Source organism: Stutzerimonas chloritidismutans (assembly GCF_051486945.1).
GTDB classification, from domain to species: domain Bacteria; phylum Pseudomonadota; class Gammaproteobacteria; order Pseudomonadales; family Pseudomonadaceae; genus Stutzerimonas; species Stutzerimonas chloritidismutans_B.
The window spans coordinates 292037-308746 of the sequence record NZ_JAHVDX010000001.1 but is presented as its reverse complement, the minus strand read 5'-3'; the positions used below and the strand labels follow the sequence as shown (position 1 = coordinate 308746).

General features: G+C 58.5%; 12 protein-coding genes. 8 read left to right on the top strand and 4 right to left on the bottom strand.

Annotated features, from left to right (window positions below; all coding sequences use genetic code 11):
* Window positions 1-18: 18 nt before the first annotated feature.
* From KXR72_RS01265 to KXR72_RS01255, 3 genes are all read right to left on the bottom strand, one after another.
* Complete coding sequence (locus KXR72_RS01265) at window positions 19-1017, bottom strand: TRAP transporter substrate-binding protein (RefSeq protein ID WP_437419325.1); 999 nt, start codon at window positions 1015-1017, stop codon at window positions 19-21.
* Between the two features lie 204 nt (window positions 1018-1221).
* A complete protein-coding gene (rraA, locus tag KXR72_RS01260; RefSeq protein WP_437419324.1) occupies window positions 1222-1716 on the bottom strand; it encodes a ribonuclease E activity regulator RraA in 495 nt (164 codons plus the stop codon).
* Window positions 1716-3674 (bottom strand): aconitase family protein, encoded by a 1959-nt coding sequence (locus tag KXR72_RS01255; RefSeq protein WP_437419323.1) that lies wholly within the window; start codon window positions 3672-3674, stop codon window positions 1716-1718. The genes rraA and KXR72_RS01255 overlap by 1 nt, the downstream gene beginning before the upstream one ends.
* 85 nt (window positions 3675-3759) lie before the next feature.
* On the opposite strand from KXR72_RS01255, the gene KXR72_RS01250 reads away from it, so the two are divergent.
* On the top strand, window positions 3760-4692 hold the full coding sequence (locus KXR72_RS01250) for a LysR family transcriptional regulator (RefSeq protein WP_437419322.1): 933 nt from the start codon (window positions 3760-3762) through the stop codon (window positions 4690-4692).
* 83 nt (window positions 4693-4775) lie between these two features.
* Here KXR72_RS01250 and KXR72_RS01245 read toward each other — a convergent pair whose 3' ends face one another.
* The gene (locus tag KXR72_RS01245) at window positions 4776-5687 is read right to left on the bottom strand and encodes a LysR family transcriptional regulator (protein ID WP_437419321.1); all 912 of its coding nucleotides are present in this window, start codon (window positions 5685-5687) and stop codon (window positions 4776-4778) included.
* 129 nt (window positions 5688-5816) lie between these two features.
* Here KXR72_RS01245 and KXR72_RS01240 point away from each other — a divergent pair, with 129 nt between their 5' ends.
* From KXR72_RS01240 to KXR72_RS01210, 7 genes are all read left to right on the top strand, one after another.
* Window positions 5817-9377, top strand: coding sequence for an indolepyruvate ferredoxin oxidoreductase family protein (locus KXR72_RS01240; RefSeq protein WP_437419320.1), 3561 nt, complete (start codon window positions 5817-5819; stop codon window positions 9375-9377).
* 90 nt (window positions 9378-9467) lie between these two features.
* Window positions 9468-9857 (top strand): MerR family transcriptional regulator, encoded by a 390-nt coding sequence (locus KXR72_RS01235; protein ID WP_437419319.1) that lies wholly within the window; start codon window positions 9468-9470, stop codon window positions 9855-9857.
* Between the two features lie 25 nt (window positions 9858-9882).
* Window positions 9883-11064, top strand: a complete 1182-nt coding sequence (locus KXR72_RS01230) for an isovaleryl-CoA dehydrogenase (RefSeq protein ID WP_437419318.1) — start codon at window positions 9883-9885, stop codon at window positions 11062-11064.
* Window positions 11065-11154: 90 nt separating this feature from the next.
* Window positions 11155-12762: a carboxyl transferase domain-containing protein gene (locus KXR72_RS01225; RefSeq protein WP_437419317.1), complete on the top strand. Its 1608-nt coding sequence runs from the start codon at window positions 11155-11157 to the stop codon at window positions 12760-12762.
* A gap of 4 nt (window positions 12763-12766) precedes the next feature.
* The gene (locus KXR72_RS01220) at window positions 12767-13567 is read left to right on the top strand and encodes a gamma-carboxygeranoyl-CoA hydratase (RefSeq protein ID WP_437419316.1); all 801 of its coding nucleotides are present in this window, start codon (window positions 12767-12769) and stop codon (window positions 13565-13567) included.
* Window positions 13567-15477 carry an acetyl/propionyl/methylcrotonyl-CoA carboxylase subunit alpha gene (locus KXR72_RS01215; protein ID WP_437420348.1) on the top strand — a complete coding sequence of 637 codons (1911 nt, stop codon included), beginning with the start codon at window positions 13567-13569 and terminating at the stop codon, window positions 15475-15477. Before KXR72_RS01220 ends, KXR72_RS01215 begins: the two co-directional genes overlap by 1 nt.
* Window positions 15478-15706: 229 nt before the next feature.
* Window positions 15707-16621 (top strand): hydroxymethylglutaryl-CoA lyase, encoded by a 915-nt coding sequence (locus KXR72_RS01210; RefSeq protein ID WP_437419315.1) that lies wholly within the window; start codon window positions 15707-15709, stop codon window positions 16619-16621.
* Window positions 16622-16710: the final 89 nt, after the last annotated feature.

Sequence of the window (16710 nt, the reverse complement as noted above, 5' to 3'; positions counted from 1 at the left end):
CCGCCGTGGTTGAATGCCTCACTCAGCTGCGGAGATTCGTTCGACCCATGGTGCAAGATCAGGAAATTGATTCTTTAGAGGTTCCAACTTGGCCCGGAAAGCGGCGAGGTTTGGACGAATAACTTTCACACCCTTCTCAACCAACGTCTTTTCATAAGAGTCGGCTTCACGCAGTGCTTCCTCGCTGCCCCAAGACATAGCTTTCTCCCCTTCCTCGGTCAGGATCTTCTGCAGCTCGGGCGAAAAAGTTTCGAAACGCTTGCTATCGAATATGAAGGTATAAGCGCTATAAACGTGCCCGGTCATCACCAGATAGTCCGCCGCTTCGTAATAACGCGAGCGTATATGCGCTTCAAGCGGGTTCTCTACGGCGTCGATAATGCCTTGCTGAAGTCCTGTATAAACTTCGCTGGAGCCCATCGGTACCGGACTGGCACCTAACATGCTCCAGGTCTTGCGATAAATTTCGATTTCTGGCACACGAATCTTCAGGCCCGACAGATCATCAACCGATTCGATAGGACGCTTGGAAGCCAGCTCTCGCGCTCCACGAAATCCCGCGCCGACCAGTTGAAAGCCTGTCGCCGAGCGGAGGTCCGAGTACAAATCTTCGCCGACCGGCCCGTTCATGACCCGCTGAAAATGCCCAGCATCCTTGAACAAGTAAGGATAGGATTCGATTGCGGCCAGCGGTGAATATGGGTCCAGTGAGGCAATTACCGTCTGGACAATGTCGTTTGTGCCGAACTGCAGGGCCTCGAGACTTTCTCGAACACTGCCGGTGGTACCGGAATGCGAAATGACAATGCGCACTTTCCCTTCAGTTCGCTCATTTACCGTTTTGGCAAATTTATCGGCTACCTTGTACCAAAGGGTATTGGTTGATTCGATCGTAGCAAGCTGTAGCGTTTGCTTTTCGATGGCATAGGAAGCTTGCGCCGCCACCAGTAAGACGGCCGCCGAGAGCGCAGTATGCAGGGAAAGGCGGGGCTTGAGAGTCCGCAGAATCGCATTCATGTCGTCACCATTTTTATATTTGGAATCAGGCTTAGCTGGTACCGGACACAACGGCCGTGCGGCCTCAGGTACAGCTCCATAGTAAAAAACGTCTTCAGGCTGGGAAAAGTGAGGATATTTGACCCTTGCCATCGTCAAAATTGACCTCAATGGTCGGCCGGTCGACTCAAGCGTCAGCCGCCGGACATTAGGTTTCGGCCGAACTTAGGCCTCGAGTTCGGACTGGCTGATTAGGACCCCATCAGCATCGGCATAGAGCCATTCGCCTGGCTGAGCAGAACAGCCGTTGATATTCAACTCAATATTAGAAGCGCCACCTCTATCGTTTCGCGAGCGTACCGGCCAAGTTCCGCCTGCTCTAAGGCCAATGGATACGGTCCCTAATTCATGCACATCGCGAACGTTGCCGTGAACTACGACACCCATCCAACCGTTACGCTGCGCCAACTGGGCAAGATTTCCTCCTAGCAGGGCCTCAGGGTGACCGTCAGAGTCGATAAGCAGCACTCGGCCGCGCCCCGGTTCAGCAAGCATTTCTCGAATCTCACCATTGCACCCATGTGCGCGGAGAGTGGCCAAAGGACCAGAGAAACACTCTGGGCCTCCGAAACTCAGCCAGCAGCCTGGCAAAACTCGGAGCGTGCCCTCGGATAGATGCGTTTCATGGCTGTCGCAAATATCTGCAGTACGAACCACCATCAGAGCGCCTCCGTGCCAACGCTCGCGCGCAAGTCATCGAAACTGGCCAATCTGCCAAGCAACGCGCTCGAAGCTACAGTATATGGGCTTGCGAGCCAGACCTGACCCGGTCCGGATCGCCCCGGGAAGTTGCGATTAATGGCGCTGACGGTGACCTCATCGGCGCGTGTCGACGAACCGGGACCACAATTCGCGCAAGCGCCACATCCTGGCATGATTAGCTCCACACCCAACCTTTCGAAAGTCTCTAGGTAGCCACGATCAACGCAGTAATCACGAACTGCAAGCGTTCCGAACTGCAGATAAAGGCGGGTATTGCCGGCTAGTCGCAAACCGTTCCGCAGCCCCCAGGCGAGCACCTCATGGTAACAGTCGAAATCCTCACGCTTGCCCGCAGTACAAGAGCCGCCGTAAGCGATATCCACTGGCACCTTCTCGCTCAGCTCGCTCAGGGCTATGCCGTTGCCGGGATCACCGGGCGCAGCCACCATTGGCGAGAGCCGGTTGCAGTCGATAACGATGCGTTCTTTGTAATCGGCCTCCGCATCGCTGTACATCCAGCCCTCCAGCGCGACGGTGACACCGCGTCGCTCCCGCAGGAAATCTACGGTCTTTTGATCGGGTTCGACGATCCCGGTAAATCCGCCGAGCTCAGCTACCATGTTGGTAAGCGTGGCCCGCTCATCGATGGACATCTCTCGCACAGCTTGTCCGGCGTACTCGAAAACCGCACCAAGCGCATGCCCCTGGCGAATCGGTTCGGTGCGAAGCAGCTCAAGAACAATGTCCTTCGCGGTGACCCCGAACGGTAGATGGCCCTCCAGCTCAACCCTGATAGTCTCTGGCATCCGGCAGCGTATGAAGCCAGTCGCCCAGCTGTTTGCTATGTCAGTTGCGCCCGCGCCAAAAGCCAAACAGCCCAAGGCGCCGGAATGTGGTGTATGCGAATCCGTACCCACAACGACTTGTCCAGGTAGCGCGTACTGCTCGGTTATCAGAGCATGGCAGATGCCTTCTGATCCGCTCTGGCCTTTGAGAGCGCCATGAGACAGGACCGGATACCGTCTGACGAAATCATCGTGCGCTGATGCAAGCCCCCCCACAGCTGCAAGCAGGTTGTCACGGACGTGCGGATAGCTCTGTTCGGCAAGAATCAGGTGATCCTGAAAAGCGATAATCTCGTGAGGCCGGGCAAGCTCGACGCTCGGGCCAAAGGCTTCGTGCATGAAGTGGGCGCACATGCCCGTGAAGTAATCATGACTGAAGCGCCAGTCGGCTGAGAGGAATAGTCCACCGCCGCCGGGGCCCGTATCGGGGCCTGCCACACGGCGGCGCTCTATGATCTTTTCGACGAGAGTCTGCGGACGTTTGCGCTGCAGCGGATTGAATATTTTCTGCGGCTGACGCGGCAGGCTCTGCTTGCTATATGCCAGCAGGCCGCCGGCCCGGATGACGCCTTGCGTTACATCATCACGACCAACCAGAAACTCTTCTAACTCGATCGACTCGCCTGCGCGAATTCGCTCAATCAGAGAAAAATCTGTCGAGGTATAGATGCCAATGTTGTCGCAATTTTGCCGATATATTCTTTCGAAACTCTCTGCAATGATCAGACGGATTCCTGCGGACTTCTCCGCGAGAGGACTGGACTCACGAGACGAGCCTTTTCCATAGCGCTTGCCAGCGACCGTGACCTGAAAGCCTCCATTCTTCACGGCGTTGTTGCCGATGGGGCGAGCCCCCTCGATCTCGAAGCCCACATAGGGGAACTCACCCATGCGCGCGTCATACGTCATCATCGTGACGACGGGTGTGATCTCATCGGTGGAAATGCTGTCTCGCAACGGCAACGCATTGGTGAGCTCGATGTCCTTCCCGTCAAGCTGCGCTTTCAGAGCGTCCAGCCTGCTTGATAAAAAAAGAATGCGGCCATTAAAGTTAATTTTTGTTGTACTCATAGAGATATCTCCTTTCTCCGCCGATGGTAGGAAACGAGAGACAGACTATGGAAGTGACCAATATTCAAGGGTGGCGTGACGAAAAATGAGCCTTCTACCAAATACCATTTGGCGCTTCGATCCGACGTCGCTCAAGCTGTTCATTGCCGCCTGTGAGGAAGGCAGCATCGCCCGCGCGGCGGAGCGGGAAAATATGGTTCCCTCGGCCGTCAGCAAGCGTATAGCGGAACTGGAAGATGCCGTTGGCGTGCCCCTTCTCTATCGTCACCAGAAAGGAATTGAGCCTACGCCTGCCGGCAACACCCTGCTGAATCATGCCCGGCATGTCTTGGATGAGCTTGCGATCATGGCCGCTGAGTTGTCGGGCTACACGAACGGTCAGCGCGGCCATCTGCGCATCAGCGCGAACCGCTCGAGCATCATCCAATTCCTTCCGCAGGACCTTAGTGGATACAGGCAGGACCACCCCGAAATAGCGATTGACTTGCAAGAGAAGACTAGCGAAGAGGCCATTGATGCAGTGCTCACTGGCCAAGCAGACATTGGGATAGGCGCTGAGCTTGGGTCAGCACACGACAAAGGTTTGCTTGTGCATCCTTATCACAAAGACCATCTGGTTCTGCTTGCCCCTCAGGGGCACGCATTAGCAAACCGTCGGGCTATCCGATTTACCGATACACTCGCATACGGGCATATCGCGCTGCACCGCGACAGCCCTCTTTATCGAACACTGGAGCAAGCCGCGCTTGCCGCACGCCAGCCGATCAACTACAGGGTTCACGTAACCAGTTTTGACGCTGTCTGCCGCATGGTGGAAGCTGACTTGGGCGTAGCTGTGATTCCTGCGAATGCCATCAGCCACACTATTGTCAACGAAGCTCACGGACTGGTAGGGATTCCACTATTGGATGGTTGGGCTAGCCGTCAATTCAATATTGTTAGTAGGCCAGAAGAGTTTTTGACTGCCATCAGCCTTAGTTTCATCGAATTTCTAACCACGCGTTCAAAAGCCTGCTGATGGCATCAGGGTGGTTCGGACTTTCAGAAGATCTTGCTTTGAAAACCAACCGAGCAAAATGTATCGCCAGTTTTCTTGCTGGATTAGGTACTGCTCGTGTAGATCAAAAACTGGCGGAACGCCTCGGCAGCTGGCTCGATCGGAGCATCGGGCGGCCAAATCAGCCCCAGCTCCATTACCGGCACGATATCGGAGATAGCGCGGATCTCAATCTTGCGCCCTTCCAGCGACCACGGCCTGTAAAGCATGTCCGAGAGAATGGTCACACCAAATCCGTGGGCTACAAGGCCACGCAGCGCTTCCATGGATGAAGTCTTGAACTCCACCTTTGGTGTCAGTCCAACGTTCTGCCAATAGCGCATGGATGAGGCCTCGCCCTCATCGACGGTAGGCATGATGTATGCGTGCGAAGCGATGTCTTGCAGGCTGACGCTTTCAACCGTTAAAAGGGGATGATCGCTCGAAAGCCAAAGCTGCCTGCGCGAGCGGATCAGAACATGGCGCTCAAAACGCCGTGTGCCATCAGAGTTTGAAAGAATACTAAGCCCAAGATCCAGCTCACCGCTTTCGACGCCCTCTTCGATGCTATCTCGCGGCATATCTACAAGGTCGATTTCGACCTGGGGATAGCTGCGTTTGAAGCGAGCCAAGAGATTCGGCAAAAAGTACCCAAGTACCGTATAGGTTGCGCCAACTCGGACACAGCCCTCGACGTTCTGGCTAAGGAAAGCAGGCTCGCTCAAGGCGTCTTGAAGCGTGTCGAGCACATGCCGCACGTGTTGGTAGAACTTATGCCCTTCGGCCGTGAGGTCGACTCCGTAGGGGTGGCGATCAAACAGCCTCACCTTAAGTTGACTTTCCAGCTGGGAGACCGCCGTGGTTATAGCCGACTGCGAAACATGGACATTTAGAGCGGCCTGCGAAAACTGACCCGCTTCGGCGGCCGCTGCGAAGTAGCGGAGCTGCCGCATTGAAACGTCTGCAATTGAAGACATTTGATTTTCAGATACCTGAATGCTGTTTTTATAAATTTACGATACCTATTGCCATTCCTAAACTCCAGCGCAAATACCAGCTTCGCCACTCCGCGCAAGCTTGGAGCTAAATAAGACTGGAGGTTAGGCATGAGCGCGTCCCCGTCCCTCGACGACAAGTACGTCGAGCACAGTGGCAAATCCCTGATGACAGGGGTCCAGGCGCTAGTACGCTTGCCCCTGATGCAGCGAGAGCGCGATCGCGCCAGCGGTCTGAACACTGCAGGTTTTATCTCCGGCTACCGCGGCTCGCCATTGGGCGCCTACGATCAGGCATTGTGGAAGGCTCGTGACCATCTGAAAGCTCAAGGTGTTCACTTTCAGCCTGGCATCAACGAGGATCTGGCTGCCACGTCGCTGTGGGGCACCCAGCAGGTCAACATGTTTGAAGGCGCCAAATACGACGGCGTGTTCGGCATTTGGTACGGAAAGGGTCCAGGAGTCGACCGTTGCGGAGATGTGTTCCGCCACGCCAATGCCGCAGGAACGTCCCGGTTCGGTGGTGTACTGGCCATCGCTGGCGACGACCATAGCGCGAGCTCGTCCTCACTGCCGCATCAGACCGAGCACATCTTCAAAGCCGTGATGATGCCGGTGCTGGCACCTTCTGGCGTACAGGAATACCTCGATTACGGCATGCACGGCTTCGCTATGTCGCGTTACTCGGGTTGCTGGGTGGCGCTGAAAGCTGTCGCCGACACGGTGGAAAGCGGTGCGGTCGTTGATCTTGATATCAACCGCGTACAGCCAATTCTTCCCGATTTCGAGTTACCCGACGATGGTGTAAACATCCGCTGGCCTGACCCACCGCTGGCGCAGGAGAAGCGCCTGCTGGAGTATAAGTTGTACGCCGCCCTCGCCTATGCGCGGGTCAATGGGATCAATCGCGTAACGCTGGATGCGCGCAACGCCCGGATCGGCATCATCACTTCCGGCAAGTCCTATCTAGATGTATGCCAAGCGCTCAAAATCCTTGGCATCGACGAAGCCATGGCCGATCAGATCGGTCTGCGCGTCTACAAGGTGGGCATGGTCTGGCCGCTCGAAGCGGAGGGCGTTCGGCAATTTGCCGAAGGGCTGGAAGAAATCATCGTGGTGGAAGAAAAGCGCCACATGATCGAGTACCAGCTCAAGGAAGAACTATACAACTGGCGCGAGGACGTACGGCCGCGCGTCGTCGGCAAGTTCGACGACAAGGGCGAATGGGCCATGCCGCACAAGGAATGGCTGTTGCCAGCCACCAAGGACCTTACCCCCGCTCAAATTGCGCGCGCCCTCGCCCGCCGTATTCTCAAGCGTTACCAAGGCGGTGAGCTGCAGGTACGCCTGGCGGTGCTGGAAGCCCAGCTGACCGGCAAGCAGCACTTGACCAACCTGATGGAGCGCGTCCCGCATTACTGTTCGGGCTGTCCGCATAACACGTCCACCAAAGTGCCGGAAGGCAGCCGTGCGCTGGCCGGCATCGGCTGCCATTACATGGCCGCCTGGATCTACCCGCGCACCGAAACCTTTAGCCAGATGGGTGGCGAAGGCGTGGCCTGGGTTGGACAGGCACCCTTCACGACGACCAAGCACGTGTTTGCCAACCTCGGTGACGGCACCTACTTCCACTCGGGCCTCCTGGCAATTCGCGCGGCCATAGCTGCGAACGTGCCGATCACCTACAAGATTCTGTACAACGATGCCGTCGCCATGACCGGTGGCCAGCCCGTCGACGGGGGGCTGAGCGTGCCGCAGATCTCTCGCCAGCTGGCTGCCGAGGGTGTGAAGCGAATCGTAGTTGTGGCGGAGGACGCTGACAAATACCGCGATGTGACCGACCTGGCTCCCGGCGTTGCGGTGAAGGGCCGCGAGCTGATGGAAGACGTTCAGAAGGAACTGCGCGAAATCCCAGGTGTGTCGGCGATTATTTATGACCAGACCTGCGCCGCCGAGAAGCGCCGCCGCCGTAAGCGCGGAAAGTTCGCCGACCCGGCTCGCCGCGTGGTGATCAACGAAGCCGTATGCGAAGGCTGTGGCGACTGCAGCAACAAATCCAACTGTATGTCAGTGGTGCCGGTAGAAACCGAGTTCGGCCGCAAGCGCGAGATCGATCAGTCCTCCTGCAATAAGGATTTCAGTTGCCTGAGTGGCTTCTGCCCCAGCTTCGTCACTGTCGAAGGTGGTCAGCTGCGCAAGCCACAAGCGTTAGCCGAAGACGCCTCCGACAGCTGGAACCTGCCAAGCCCTGCGCTGGCGTCGCTGGATCAGCCCTACAGCATCTTGTTGACCGGCGTCGGTGGTACTGGCGTGGTCACCATCGGCGCGCTGATCGGAACGGCGGCCTTTCTTGAGGGCAAGGGCGCCTTGAACCTGGATATGGCCGGCATGGCCCAGAAAGGCGGCGCGGTGTGGTCACATATCCGTATCGCTGCCAGTCAGGACATGCTCTATGCACCGCGGATCGCCGAGGGCGAAGCGGATCTGTTGATCGGCTGTGATCTGGTCGTGAGCGCGACTACCGAAACGCTGTCCAAGGTTCGCCAGGGCGTGACTAATGCCTTGGTCAATTGCGAAGAAAGCATTACGAGCAGCTTCATTCGGGCGTTCTCCGAACAGGCGCAGACCGGCAATCTGGAGCAGCACCCTGACCCGCAGTTCCGCAGCATGGAAATGATCAGGCAGATACGCGACGCGACCGGAGAGCTCACCGAATTCGTCAACGCGAGCGACATCGCCACTCAGCTGATGGGTGATTCAATCGCCACCAACACCTTCATGCTCGGTTACGCCTGGCAGAAAGGTTGGCTACCGGTTGGCGAAGCGGCACTGATGCAGGCCATCGAACTGAACGGCACGGCCGTGGCCTTCAATAAGGCCGCCTTCACCTGGGGGCGTCGTGCCGCCACCGACTTGGCGCGTGTTGAAGCCAAGCTGAAGGAAAACCAGGTAGTCGCGCCCGATCATCAGTTATCCGAGAGCCTGGGCGAGGCCATCACGCGTCGCGTGGCATTTCTTACCAACTACCAGAACAGTGCCTATGCCGAGCGGTATCGCGGTCTCGTGCATCGCTTCAGCGAGGCGGAACAGGCCATCGCAGGCGAAACCGGCCCGCTTACCGCCGCGGTTGTGCACAACTACTTCAAGGTACTAGCGATCAAGGACGAGTACGAAGTGGCGCGGCTATACACGAACGGGGACTTCCTGAAGAAGATCGAAACCACGTTCGAGGGCGACTACAAGCTGAACTTCCATTTGGCGCCGCCAGTAATGAACAACGCCAAACATGGTGGCGAACCCACCAAGCGCAGCTTTGGCCCGTGGATGCTTGGCGCGTTCAGGCTGCTGGCCAAGATGAAATTCATCCGCAACACATGGGTCGACCCCTTTGCCCGTACCCAGGAGCGCAAGGCGGAACTGGCCTGGCTTCGAGAGTACGAGCAAATACTCGACGAGGTCCTTTCAGAGCTCGACTCATCAAACCTCGCCGTTGCGACCGAGCTGGCCCAACTGCCAGACGCCGTGCGCGGTTATGGCCCGGTTAAGGAGCGCTACCTCGGCAATGCGGAAAAAAGGAAAGCGCGCCTTTTGGTGCAGCTACGCACGGGGGTACAGGCCCATGACGCCTCCCAACCTGTAACGGTCGAGCGAATCAAGGCGGTCCAGCTGTAACGTGGGTTCGCCTTCAGCGCCCGCTAGGCTGTACGCGCTGATCCAACCGACAACAACCGCACAGTCACGTTAACGTCAAGGAAAAGGGGCATGGCCGAGGTGAACAGTTGCAAGATTTCGGTCCTGGCCCGCGAACTGAAGCTTACGACTCGGGCCATCCGGTTCTACGAGCAAAAAGGTTTGCTCTTCCCTGAGCGCAGCGGCACTCAACGCATGTATTCGCCGCAGGACCGTGTTCGCCTGGAGCTGATCGTGCGCGGCAAGCGGCTCGGATTTTCATTATCCGAGTGCAGGGAGTTGATCGAGCTGTATGACCCATCGAGTGGTAACACGAAGCAATTGAACTGCCTGCTGGAAAGAATCGTTTACCGCCGACACCAGTTGAAACAGCAGCTGTTGGACATCGAACGAATCCAGTGGGAGCTGGACATGGCTGAGCATCGCTGCCGAGCAGCGCTGCAAGGTCGGCAAACACCATGAAACCAATAACAAGGGATATCGGATCATGAATGGCTTACCCGGACTTAACTTCTTTCTCGGCGAGGAAATAGACATGCTCCGCGACTCCGTTGCTGGCTTCGCGGCCAAGGAGATCGCGCCTCGCGCCGAGGAGGCCGACCGCACCGACCAATTCCCGATGGACCTTTGGCGGAAGTTTGGCGACATGGGCCTGCTCGGCCTGACCGTAGCGGAGGAATACGGCGGCTCGGGTATGGGTTATCTGGCGCACATGGTGGCCATGGAAGAGATATCACGTGCTGCCGGTGGCATCGGTCTTTCCTACGGTGCGCATTCGAATCTGTGCGTCAATCAGATCAACCGCAACGGTAGCGAGGAACAGAAAAGCCGTTTCCTGCCCAAGCTGGTTTCTGGCGAGCACATCGGCGCCCTCGCCATGAGCGAGCCAAATGCCGGCTCCGACGTGGTTTCGATGAAGCTGCGTGCCGAAAAGCGAGGCAGTAGCTACGTACTCAACGGCAACAAGATGTGGATCACCAACGGTCCCGACTGCCACACGCTGGTGGTTTACGCCAAGACCGATATCACTGCCGGCGCAAAAGGCATGACTGCGTTCATCGTGGATACCAACACCCCCGGCTTCTCGGTTGCACAGAAGCTGGACAAGCTCGGCATGCGGGGCTCGCACACCGGAGAGCTGGTGTTTGAGGATGTGGAAGTACCCGAGGAAAACGTGCTCGGGCAGGTAGGCGAAGGGGTCAAGGTGCTGATGAGCGGCTTGGACTACGAGCGTGCCGTCCTCAGCGGTGGGCCGCTGGGCTTGATGCAGGCAGCCATGGACGTGGTCGTTCCCTACATTCACGAGCGCAAGCAGTTTGGCCAGTCGATCGGTGAATTTCAGTTGATTCAGGGCAAGGTGGCGGACATGTACACCACCCTGCAAGCCTGCCGCGCCTACCTATACGCGGTGGGCAAGCACCTCGACGACCTGGGTACCGGTCACGTTCGCCAGGTCCGCAAGGACTGCGCAGGCGTCATCCTCTATGCCGCAGAGAAAGCCACCTGGCTCGCTGGCGAGGCGATCCAGATACTTGGCGGCAACGGTTACGTCAACGAATACCCCACCGGCCGACTTTGGCGCGACGCCAAACTTTACGAGATCGGCGCAGGTACAAGCGAGATCCGCCGAATGCTGATCGGCCGCGAGCTTTTCAACGAGACCAAATAACAAACGACGCTAGCGGCGAAACAAAGAAGGCTGGAAAGAAGACAGCCTCCCGACTCGCACAGCCAAAGCGCATTTTTTCGAGGGCTAGATATGGCCATCTTGCAAACCCAAGTAAATTCCCGCTCCCCTGAATTCGCTGCCAACTCTGCGGTGATGGGCGAGCAAGCGGAGCAGTTGCGCAACGTGCTCGGACGTATTCATGAGGGCGGCGGCGAAAAGGCACAGCTGCGCCATACCTCACGCGGCAAGTTGTTGCCGAGGTCTCGAGTCAACATGCTGCTGGATATGGGCTCCCCGTTTCTTGAGATTTCGCCGTTAGCTGCCTACGGGGTCTACGGTGAGGACGTACCCGCTGCGGGCGTGATTGCTGGCATTGGTCGAGTGGAAGGCGTCGAGTGCATGATCATCGCCAACGATGCCACAGTAAAAGGCGGAAGCTACTACCCGCTCACCGTGAAGAAACATCTGCGCGCACAAGCGATCGCTCAACAGAACCGCCTGCCATGCATCTACCTGGTCGACTCCGGCGGCGCCAATCTGCCGCGCCAGGACGAAGTGTTCCCGGACCGCGAGCACTTCGGTCGTATCTTCTTCAACCAGGCCAACATGAGCGCCATGGGCATTCCGCAACTGGCCGTGGTGATGGGCTCCTGCACCGCTGGCGGCGCTTATGTGCCGGCGATGGCCGATGAAACCATCATGGTCCGCAACCAGGCGACCATCTTCCTCGCCGGCCCGCCTCTGGTAAAAGCCGCCACCGGCGAGGTGGTAACCGCTGAGGACCTGGGCGGTGCGGACGTGCACTGCAAAACATCTGGTGTTGCCGATCATTACGCCGAGAACGATGAGCATGCATTAGCCATCGCACGCCGCTGCGTCGCTAACCTCAATTGGCGAAAGCTGGGTCAGCTAGAGGTCAGCGCTCCCCGCGCGCCGCGATATACCGCTGATGACTTGTACGGGATCATTCCGGCCGACCCCAAGCAGCCATTCGATGTCCGTGAAGTTATTGCCCGGTTGGTCGACGGCAGCGAGTTTGATGAATTCAAGGCCCTGTTCGGCACCACGCTCGTCTGTGGCTTTGCCACCGTGCATGGCTACCCGGTCGCGATCCTTGCGAACAACGGCATCCTCTTCGCCGAAGCTGCGCAGAAAGGCGCGCACTTTATCGAACTGGCTTGCCAGCGCGGCATTCCACTTCTGTTTCTCCAAAACATCACCGGCTTCATGGTTGGACAGAAGTACGAAACCGGCGGCATCGCGAAGCACGGCGCTAAGCTCGTCACTGCGGTCGCCTGTGCCCAAGTGCCGAAATTCACTGTGGTCATCGGTGGCAGCTTTGGCGCAGGCAACTACGGCATGTGCGGTCGCGCTTATGACCCGCGTTTCCTATGGATGTGGCCCAACGCCAAAATTGGCGTCATGGGAGCACAACAGGCTGCCGGAGTGCTGGTACAGGTCAAGCGCGAGCAGGCCGAACGATCTGGAGAGACCTTTTCTGCCGAAGACGAGCAACAGCTCAAGCAACCCATCGTTGAACAGTATGAACGCCAGGCGCATGCGTTCTATTCCAGCGCAAGGCTTTGGGACGATGGTGTGATTGATCCACGTGAAACCCGTGATGTATTGGGCCTCGCCCTTTCCGCTTCGCTCAACGCGCCCATTCAGCCGACCCGTTTCGGCGTGTTCAGGATGTAATGCCATGACCGACTTCCATACCATTGAAATCGAGCGCAGTGCAGGTGGTGTCGCCACTCTATGGCTGAACCGCCCGCAAAAAAACAACGCGTTCAATGCCGAAATGATTGCCGAGCTGATCCAGTCGCTGCGCCAGCTCTGCGCAGATGAACACCTGCGCTTTCTGTTGCTTCGCGGACGTGGTCAACACTTTTCCGCCGGAGCAGACCTTTCCTGGATGCGGGAATCCGCTGGGTTGGATTACGCGTCCAACCTGAGGGACGCTCACGAATTGGGAGAGCTGATGCACTGCTTGCATCAATTCCCCGTACCGACCTTAGCTGTGGTGCAAGGAGCCGCGTTCGGCGGCGCATTGGGCTTGATCGCTTGTTGCGACATGGCTATCGGAACCGAAGACGCCCAGTTTAGCCTGTCAGAGGTACGGATTGGCCTGGCCCCGGCGGTGATAAGCCCCTTCGTAGTTCAATCTATCGGTGCGCGTGCGACACGACGCTATGCACTCACAGCAGAGCGATTCAGCGGCAAGCGTGCCCAGGCCATGGGTCTGCTTTCTGAATGTTATCCAGCCGAGGCGCTCGATGGCGCTGCGGTGGAATGGGTCGGCAAACTGCTGCAAAACAGTCCTCAGGCCATGCGTATTACCAAGGCACTGCTTGCAGATGTAGGAACCGGCGCCCTTAGCGAGGCCCTGCGCGAGCGCACCGAGCATGCGATCGCCAGCATTCGGGTCAGCCAAGAGGGACAAGAAGGCTTAGGAGCTTTCTTGGAAAAGCGTAAGCCAGCCTGGCAGGAGCAGCAGCCATGATGCAGAAAACGATCAACACTTTGCTGGTAGCCAACCGCGGCGAGATCGCCTGCCGTGTGATGCGCACCGCCAAGGCCATGGGCCTGACCACCGTGGCCGTGCACAGCGCCGTCGACCGTGATGCGCGCCATGCCCGTGAAGCCGATATTCGTATCGATCTCGGTGGCGCCAAGCCTGCCGAAAGCTATCTGGTGATCGACAAGCTGATCGCTGCCGCCAAGGCCAGCGGTGCCCAGGCGATTCATCCCGGCTACGGCTTCCTCTCCGAAAACGCGGATTTTGCCCGCGCCATTGAAGACGCCGGACTTCTCTTCCTCGGCCCGCCCGCTTCCGCCATCGACGCAATGGGCAGCAAGTCAGCCGCCAAGGCGCTGATGGAGGAAGCCGGCGTGCCGCTGGTGCCGGGCTACCACGGTGAAGCGCAGGATGTGGAAACCTTCCGCGTCGCGGCGGAACGGATCGGCTATCCGGTACTGCTCAAGGCCACCGCCGGCGGTGGCGGCAAAGGAATGAAGGTTGTCGAGCGCGAAGCGGATCTGGCCGAGGCGTTGCAATCTGCACAGCGCGAGGCGCAGTCGTCATTTGGCGACTCGCGCATGCTGGTGGAAAAATACGTGCTCCAGCCGCGTCACGTCGAAATTCAGGTATTCGCTGACGGATGCGGCAAGTGCCTGTATCTGAACGAGCGCGACTGTTCGATCCAGCGACGCCATCAGAAGGTCGTCGAGGAAGCGCCCGCGCCGGGCCTCTCCTCCGAACTGCGCCGAGCCATGGGCGAAGCGGCAGTCAAGGCGGCGCAGGCCATTGGATACGTCGGTGCAGGCACCGTGGAGTTTCTGCTCGATGCGCGTGGAGAGTTCTTCTTCATGGAGATGAACACTCGCCTGCAGGTCGAGCACCCGGTCACCGAAGCTATTACTGGTCTCGATCTGGTGGCCTGGCAGATCCGCGTCGCCCGGGGCGAGCCGCTGCCGATCACCCAAGAGCAGGTACCGCTGATCGGTCACGCCATCGAGGTGCGGCTGTATGCGGAGGACCCGGACAACGATTTCCTTCCCGCCACCGGCACCCTGGACCTGTACCACGAGGCCACCTCAGGCCCCGGTCGTCGCGTCGACAGCGGCGTAGCCGAAGGCGACACGGTTTCCCCCTTTTACGACCCGATGCTCGGCAAGCTGATCGCCTGGGGCGAGAATCGCGAGGAAGCACGCCTGCGTCTGCTGGCCATGCTGGACGAAACCTCGGTCGGTGGTGTGCGCACCAACCTTGCCTTCCTGCGCCGAGTGGTCGGTCATCCGGCCTTCGCCGCGGCCGAACTGGACACCGGCTTCATTCCGCGCCATGAAGCCGAGCTGCTGCGCAAACCGGGCGAGTTGCCCGACGCATTCTGGCAGCTGGCGGCAGCGCTTTATGTCCAGACCGAGCCGGCGGATGTTCGGGACGACGACGCCCATTCTCCCTGGGCGAGCCGGGCTGGTCTGCGTTTCGGCATGCCCTCTCAGGTGGGCGTGCATCTCGTTTGCGGCGGCGAGAACCGGCTGTTGCGCATCGATGCGCAACTCCAGGCAACAACACTACGCAAACCCAAGGCGATTCGGCAGGACCGGACGCTCTACCTAGAGTGGGACGGCGAACTGCAGACCGTAACGGCGTTCGACGCGATCGCCGAGGTCGAAGCCAGCCACCAGCACCACGGCGGCCTAACCGCGCCCATGAACGGAAGCATCGTGCGGGTGCTGGTCGAGCCCGGGCAGAACGTCGAGGCTGGCACCGTGCTGATCGTACTAGAAGCAATGAAAATGGAGCACAGCATTCGTGCACAGCAAGCCGGCGTGGTGAAAAGCCTGTTTTGCGCCGAAGGCGACATGGTTAACGACGGCGCAGTGTTGCTGGAGATCGACGAAGGCTGAAGGCGAGGCAACCGTAGAGGGTGCTGGGTGTGGTTCCGCTCTTGCCCGCCAGCAACATAGGTGGGCTCAAGGCACCCTACGAGTGAGCGCCGCACCAACTTCATATACGGAAAAGTGCACCCAGCGTCCGGTCACGTAAATGTTGGGTCGCTAGAAAAAACAAACTGGCGTATAGGCCCGACGTATATGACCCCGTTTACGCCGCACTTTGCCCCTCTCGGAGAACGCTATGCCCCTGCCCAAACACGTCCGATTAGTCGAAGTTGGCCCCCGCGATGGTTTGCAGAACGAGAAGCAGCCAATCAGCGTCGCCGACAAGGTCCAGCTAGTAAACGACCTCAGCGCCGCGGGCCTTCAGTACATTGAGGTGGGCAGTTTCGTGTCGCCCAAATGGGTCCCGCAGATGGCTGGGTCCGCCGAGGTTTTTGCTCAGATCCAGCGCAAACCCGGCGTCACCTATGCGGCCCTGACGCCCAACCTTAAAGGGCTCGAGGCAGCCATCGAAGCTGGGGTCCGCGAGGTTGCGGTATTCGGAGCCGCGTCCGAGGCGTTTTCGCAAAAAAACATCAACTGCTCCATCGACGAAAGCCTGGCGCGCTTCGTTCCGCTGATGGAAAGCGCTCGCGCAAACGGCATCCGGGTGCGTGGCTATGTGTCGTGCGTGCTGGGATGCCCGTACGAAGGCGATATCGACCTCAAGCACGTCTCCAAGGTGGCGCGCGAATTGGTCGCGATGGGCTGCTACGAGGTCTCGCTCGGCGACACCATTGGTACCGGTACGCCCGGCAAGACCCGCCAACTGATTGATGTCGTCGCCCGCGAGGTGCCACGCGACAAACTCGCCGGACACTTCCACGACACATACGGCCAGGCGATGGCGAACATTTATGCCAGTCTGCTTGAGGGCATCAGCGTCTTCGACAGCTCGGTTGCGGGATTAGGTGGTTGCCCCTATGCCAAGGGGGCCAGCGGCAACGTCGCCAGCGAGGATGTTTTGTACATGCTGAACGGATTGGGCATCGCCACGGATGTCAGTCTAGACGCCGTCATCGAAGCCGGGCACAACATCAGCCGTTTGCTGGGAAGACGAAATGGCTCACGCGTCGCACAGTCCCGCAACGGCACGTCGGGCAGCCTCAATTGATAGCTATCTAGTCCGCGGTCTCCCCGAATCCCGGCACTAGTGCGAACAGCAAGCGCTTAAATGATAGAGGTGTTTCTGTGAAGCGCGTC

Coding starts and splice junctions, on each gene's coding strand:
- KXR72_RS01220 (WP_437419316.1), top strand. CDS start 12,767: ATGACCGACTTCCATACCATTGAAATCGAGCGCAGTGCAGGTGGTGTC.
- KXR72_RS01245 (WP_437419321.1), bottom strand. CDS start 5,687: ATGTCTTCAATTGCAGACGTTTCAATGCGGCAGCTCCGCTACTTCGCA.
- KXR72_RS01255 (WP_437419323.1), bottom strand. CDS start 3,674: ATGAGTACAACAAAAATTAACTTTAATGGCCGCATTCTTTTTTTATCA.
- rraA (WP_437419324.1), bottom strand. CDS start 1,716: ATGGTGGTTCGTACTGCAGATATTTGCGACAGCCATGAAACGCATCTA.
- KXR72_RS01225 (WP_437419317.1), top strand. CDS start 11,155: ATGGCCATCTTGCAAACCCAAGTAAATTCCCGCTCCCCTGAATTCGCT.
- KXR72_RS01265 (WP_437419325.1), bottom strand. CDS start 1,017: ATGAATGCGATTCTGCGGACTCTCAAGCCCCGCCTTTCCCTGCATACT.
- KXR72_RS01235 (WP_437419319.1), top strand. CDS start 9,468: ATGGCCGAGGTGAACAGTTGCAAGATTTCGGTCCTGGCCCGCGAACTG.
- KXR72_RS01240 (WP_437419320.1), top strand. CDS start 5,817: ATGAGCGCGTCCCCGTCCCTCGACGACAAGTACGTCGAGCACAGTGGC.
- KXR72_RS01230 (WP_437419318.1), top strand. CDS start 9,883: ATGAATGGCTTACCCGGACTTAACTTCTTTCTCGGCGAGGAAATAGAC.
- KXR72_RS01250 (WP_437419322.1), top strand. CDS start 3,760: ATGAGCCTTCTACCAAATACCATTTGGCGCTTCGATCCGACGTCGCTC.
- KXR72_RS01210 (WP_437419315.1), top strand. CDS start 15,707: ATGCCCCTGCCCAAACACGTCCGATTAGTCGAAGTTGGCCCCCGCGAT.
- KXR72_RS01215 (WP_437420348.1), top strand. CDS start 13,567: ATGCAGAAAACGATCAACACTTTGCTGGTAGCCAACCGCGGCGAGATC.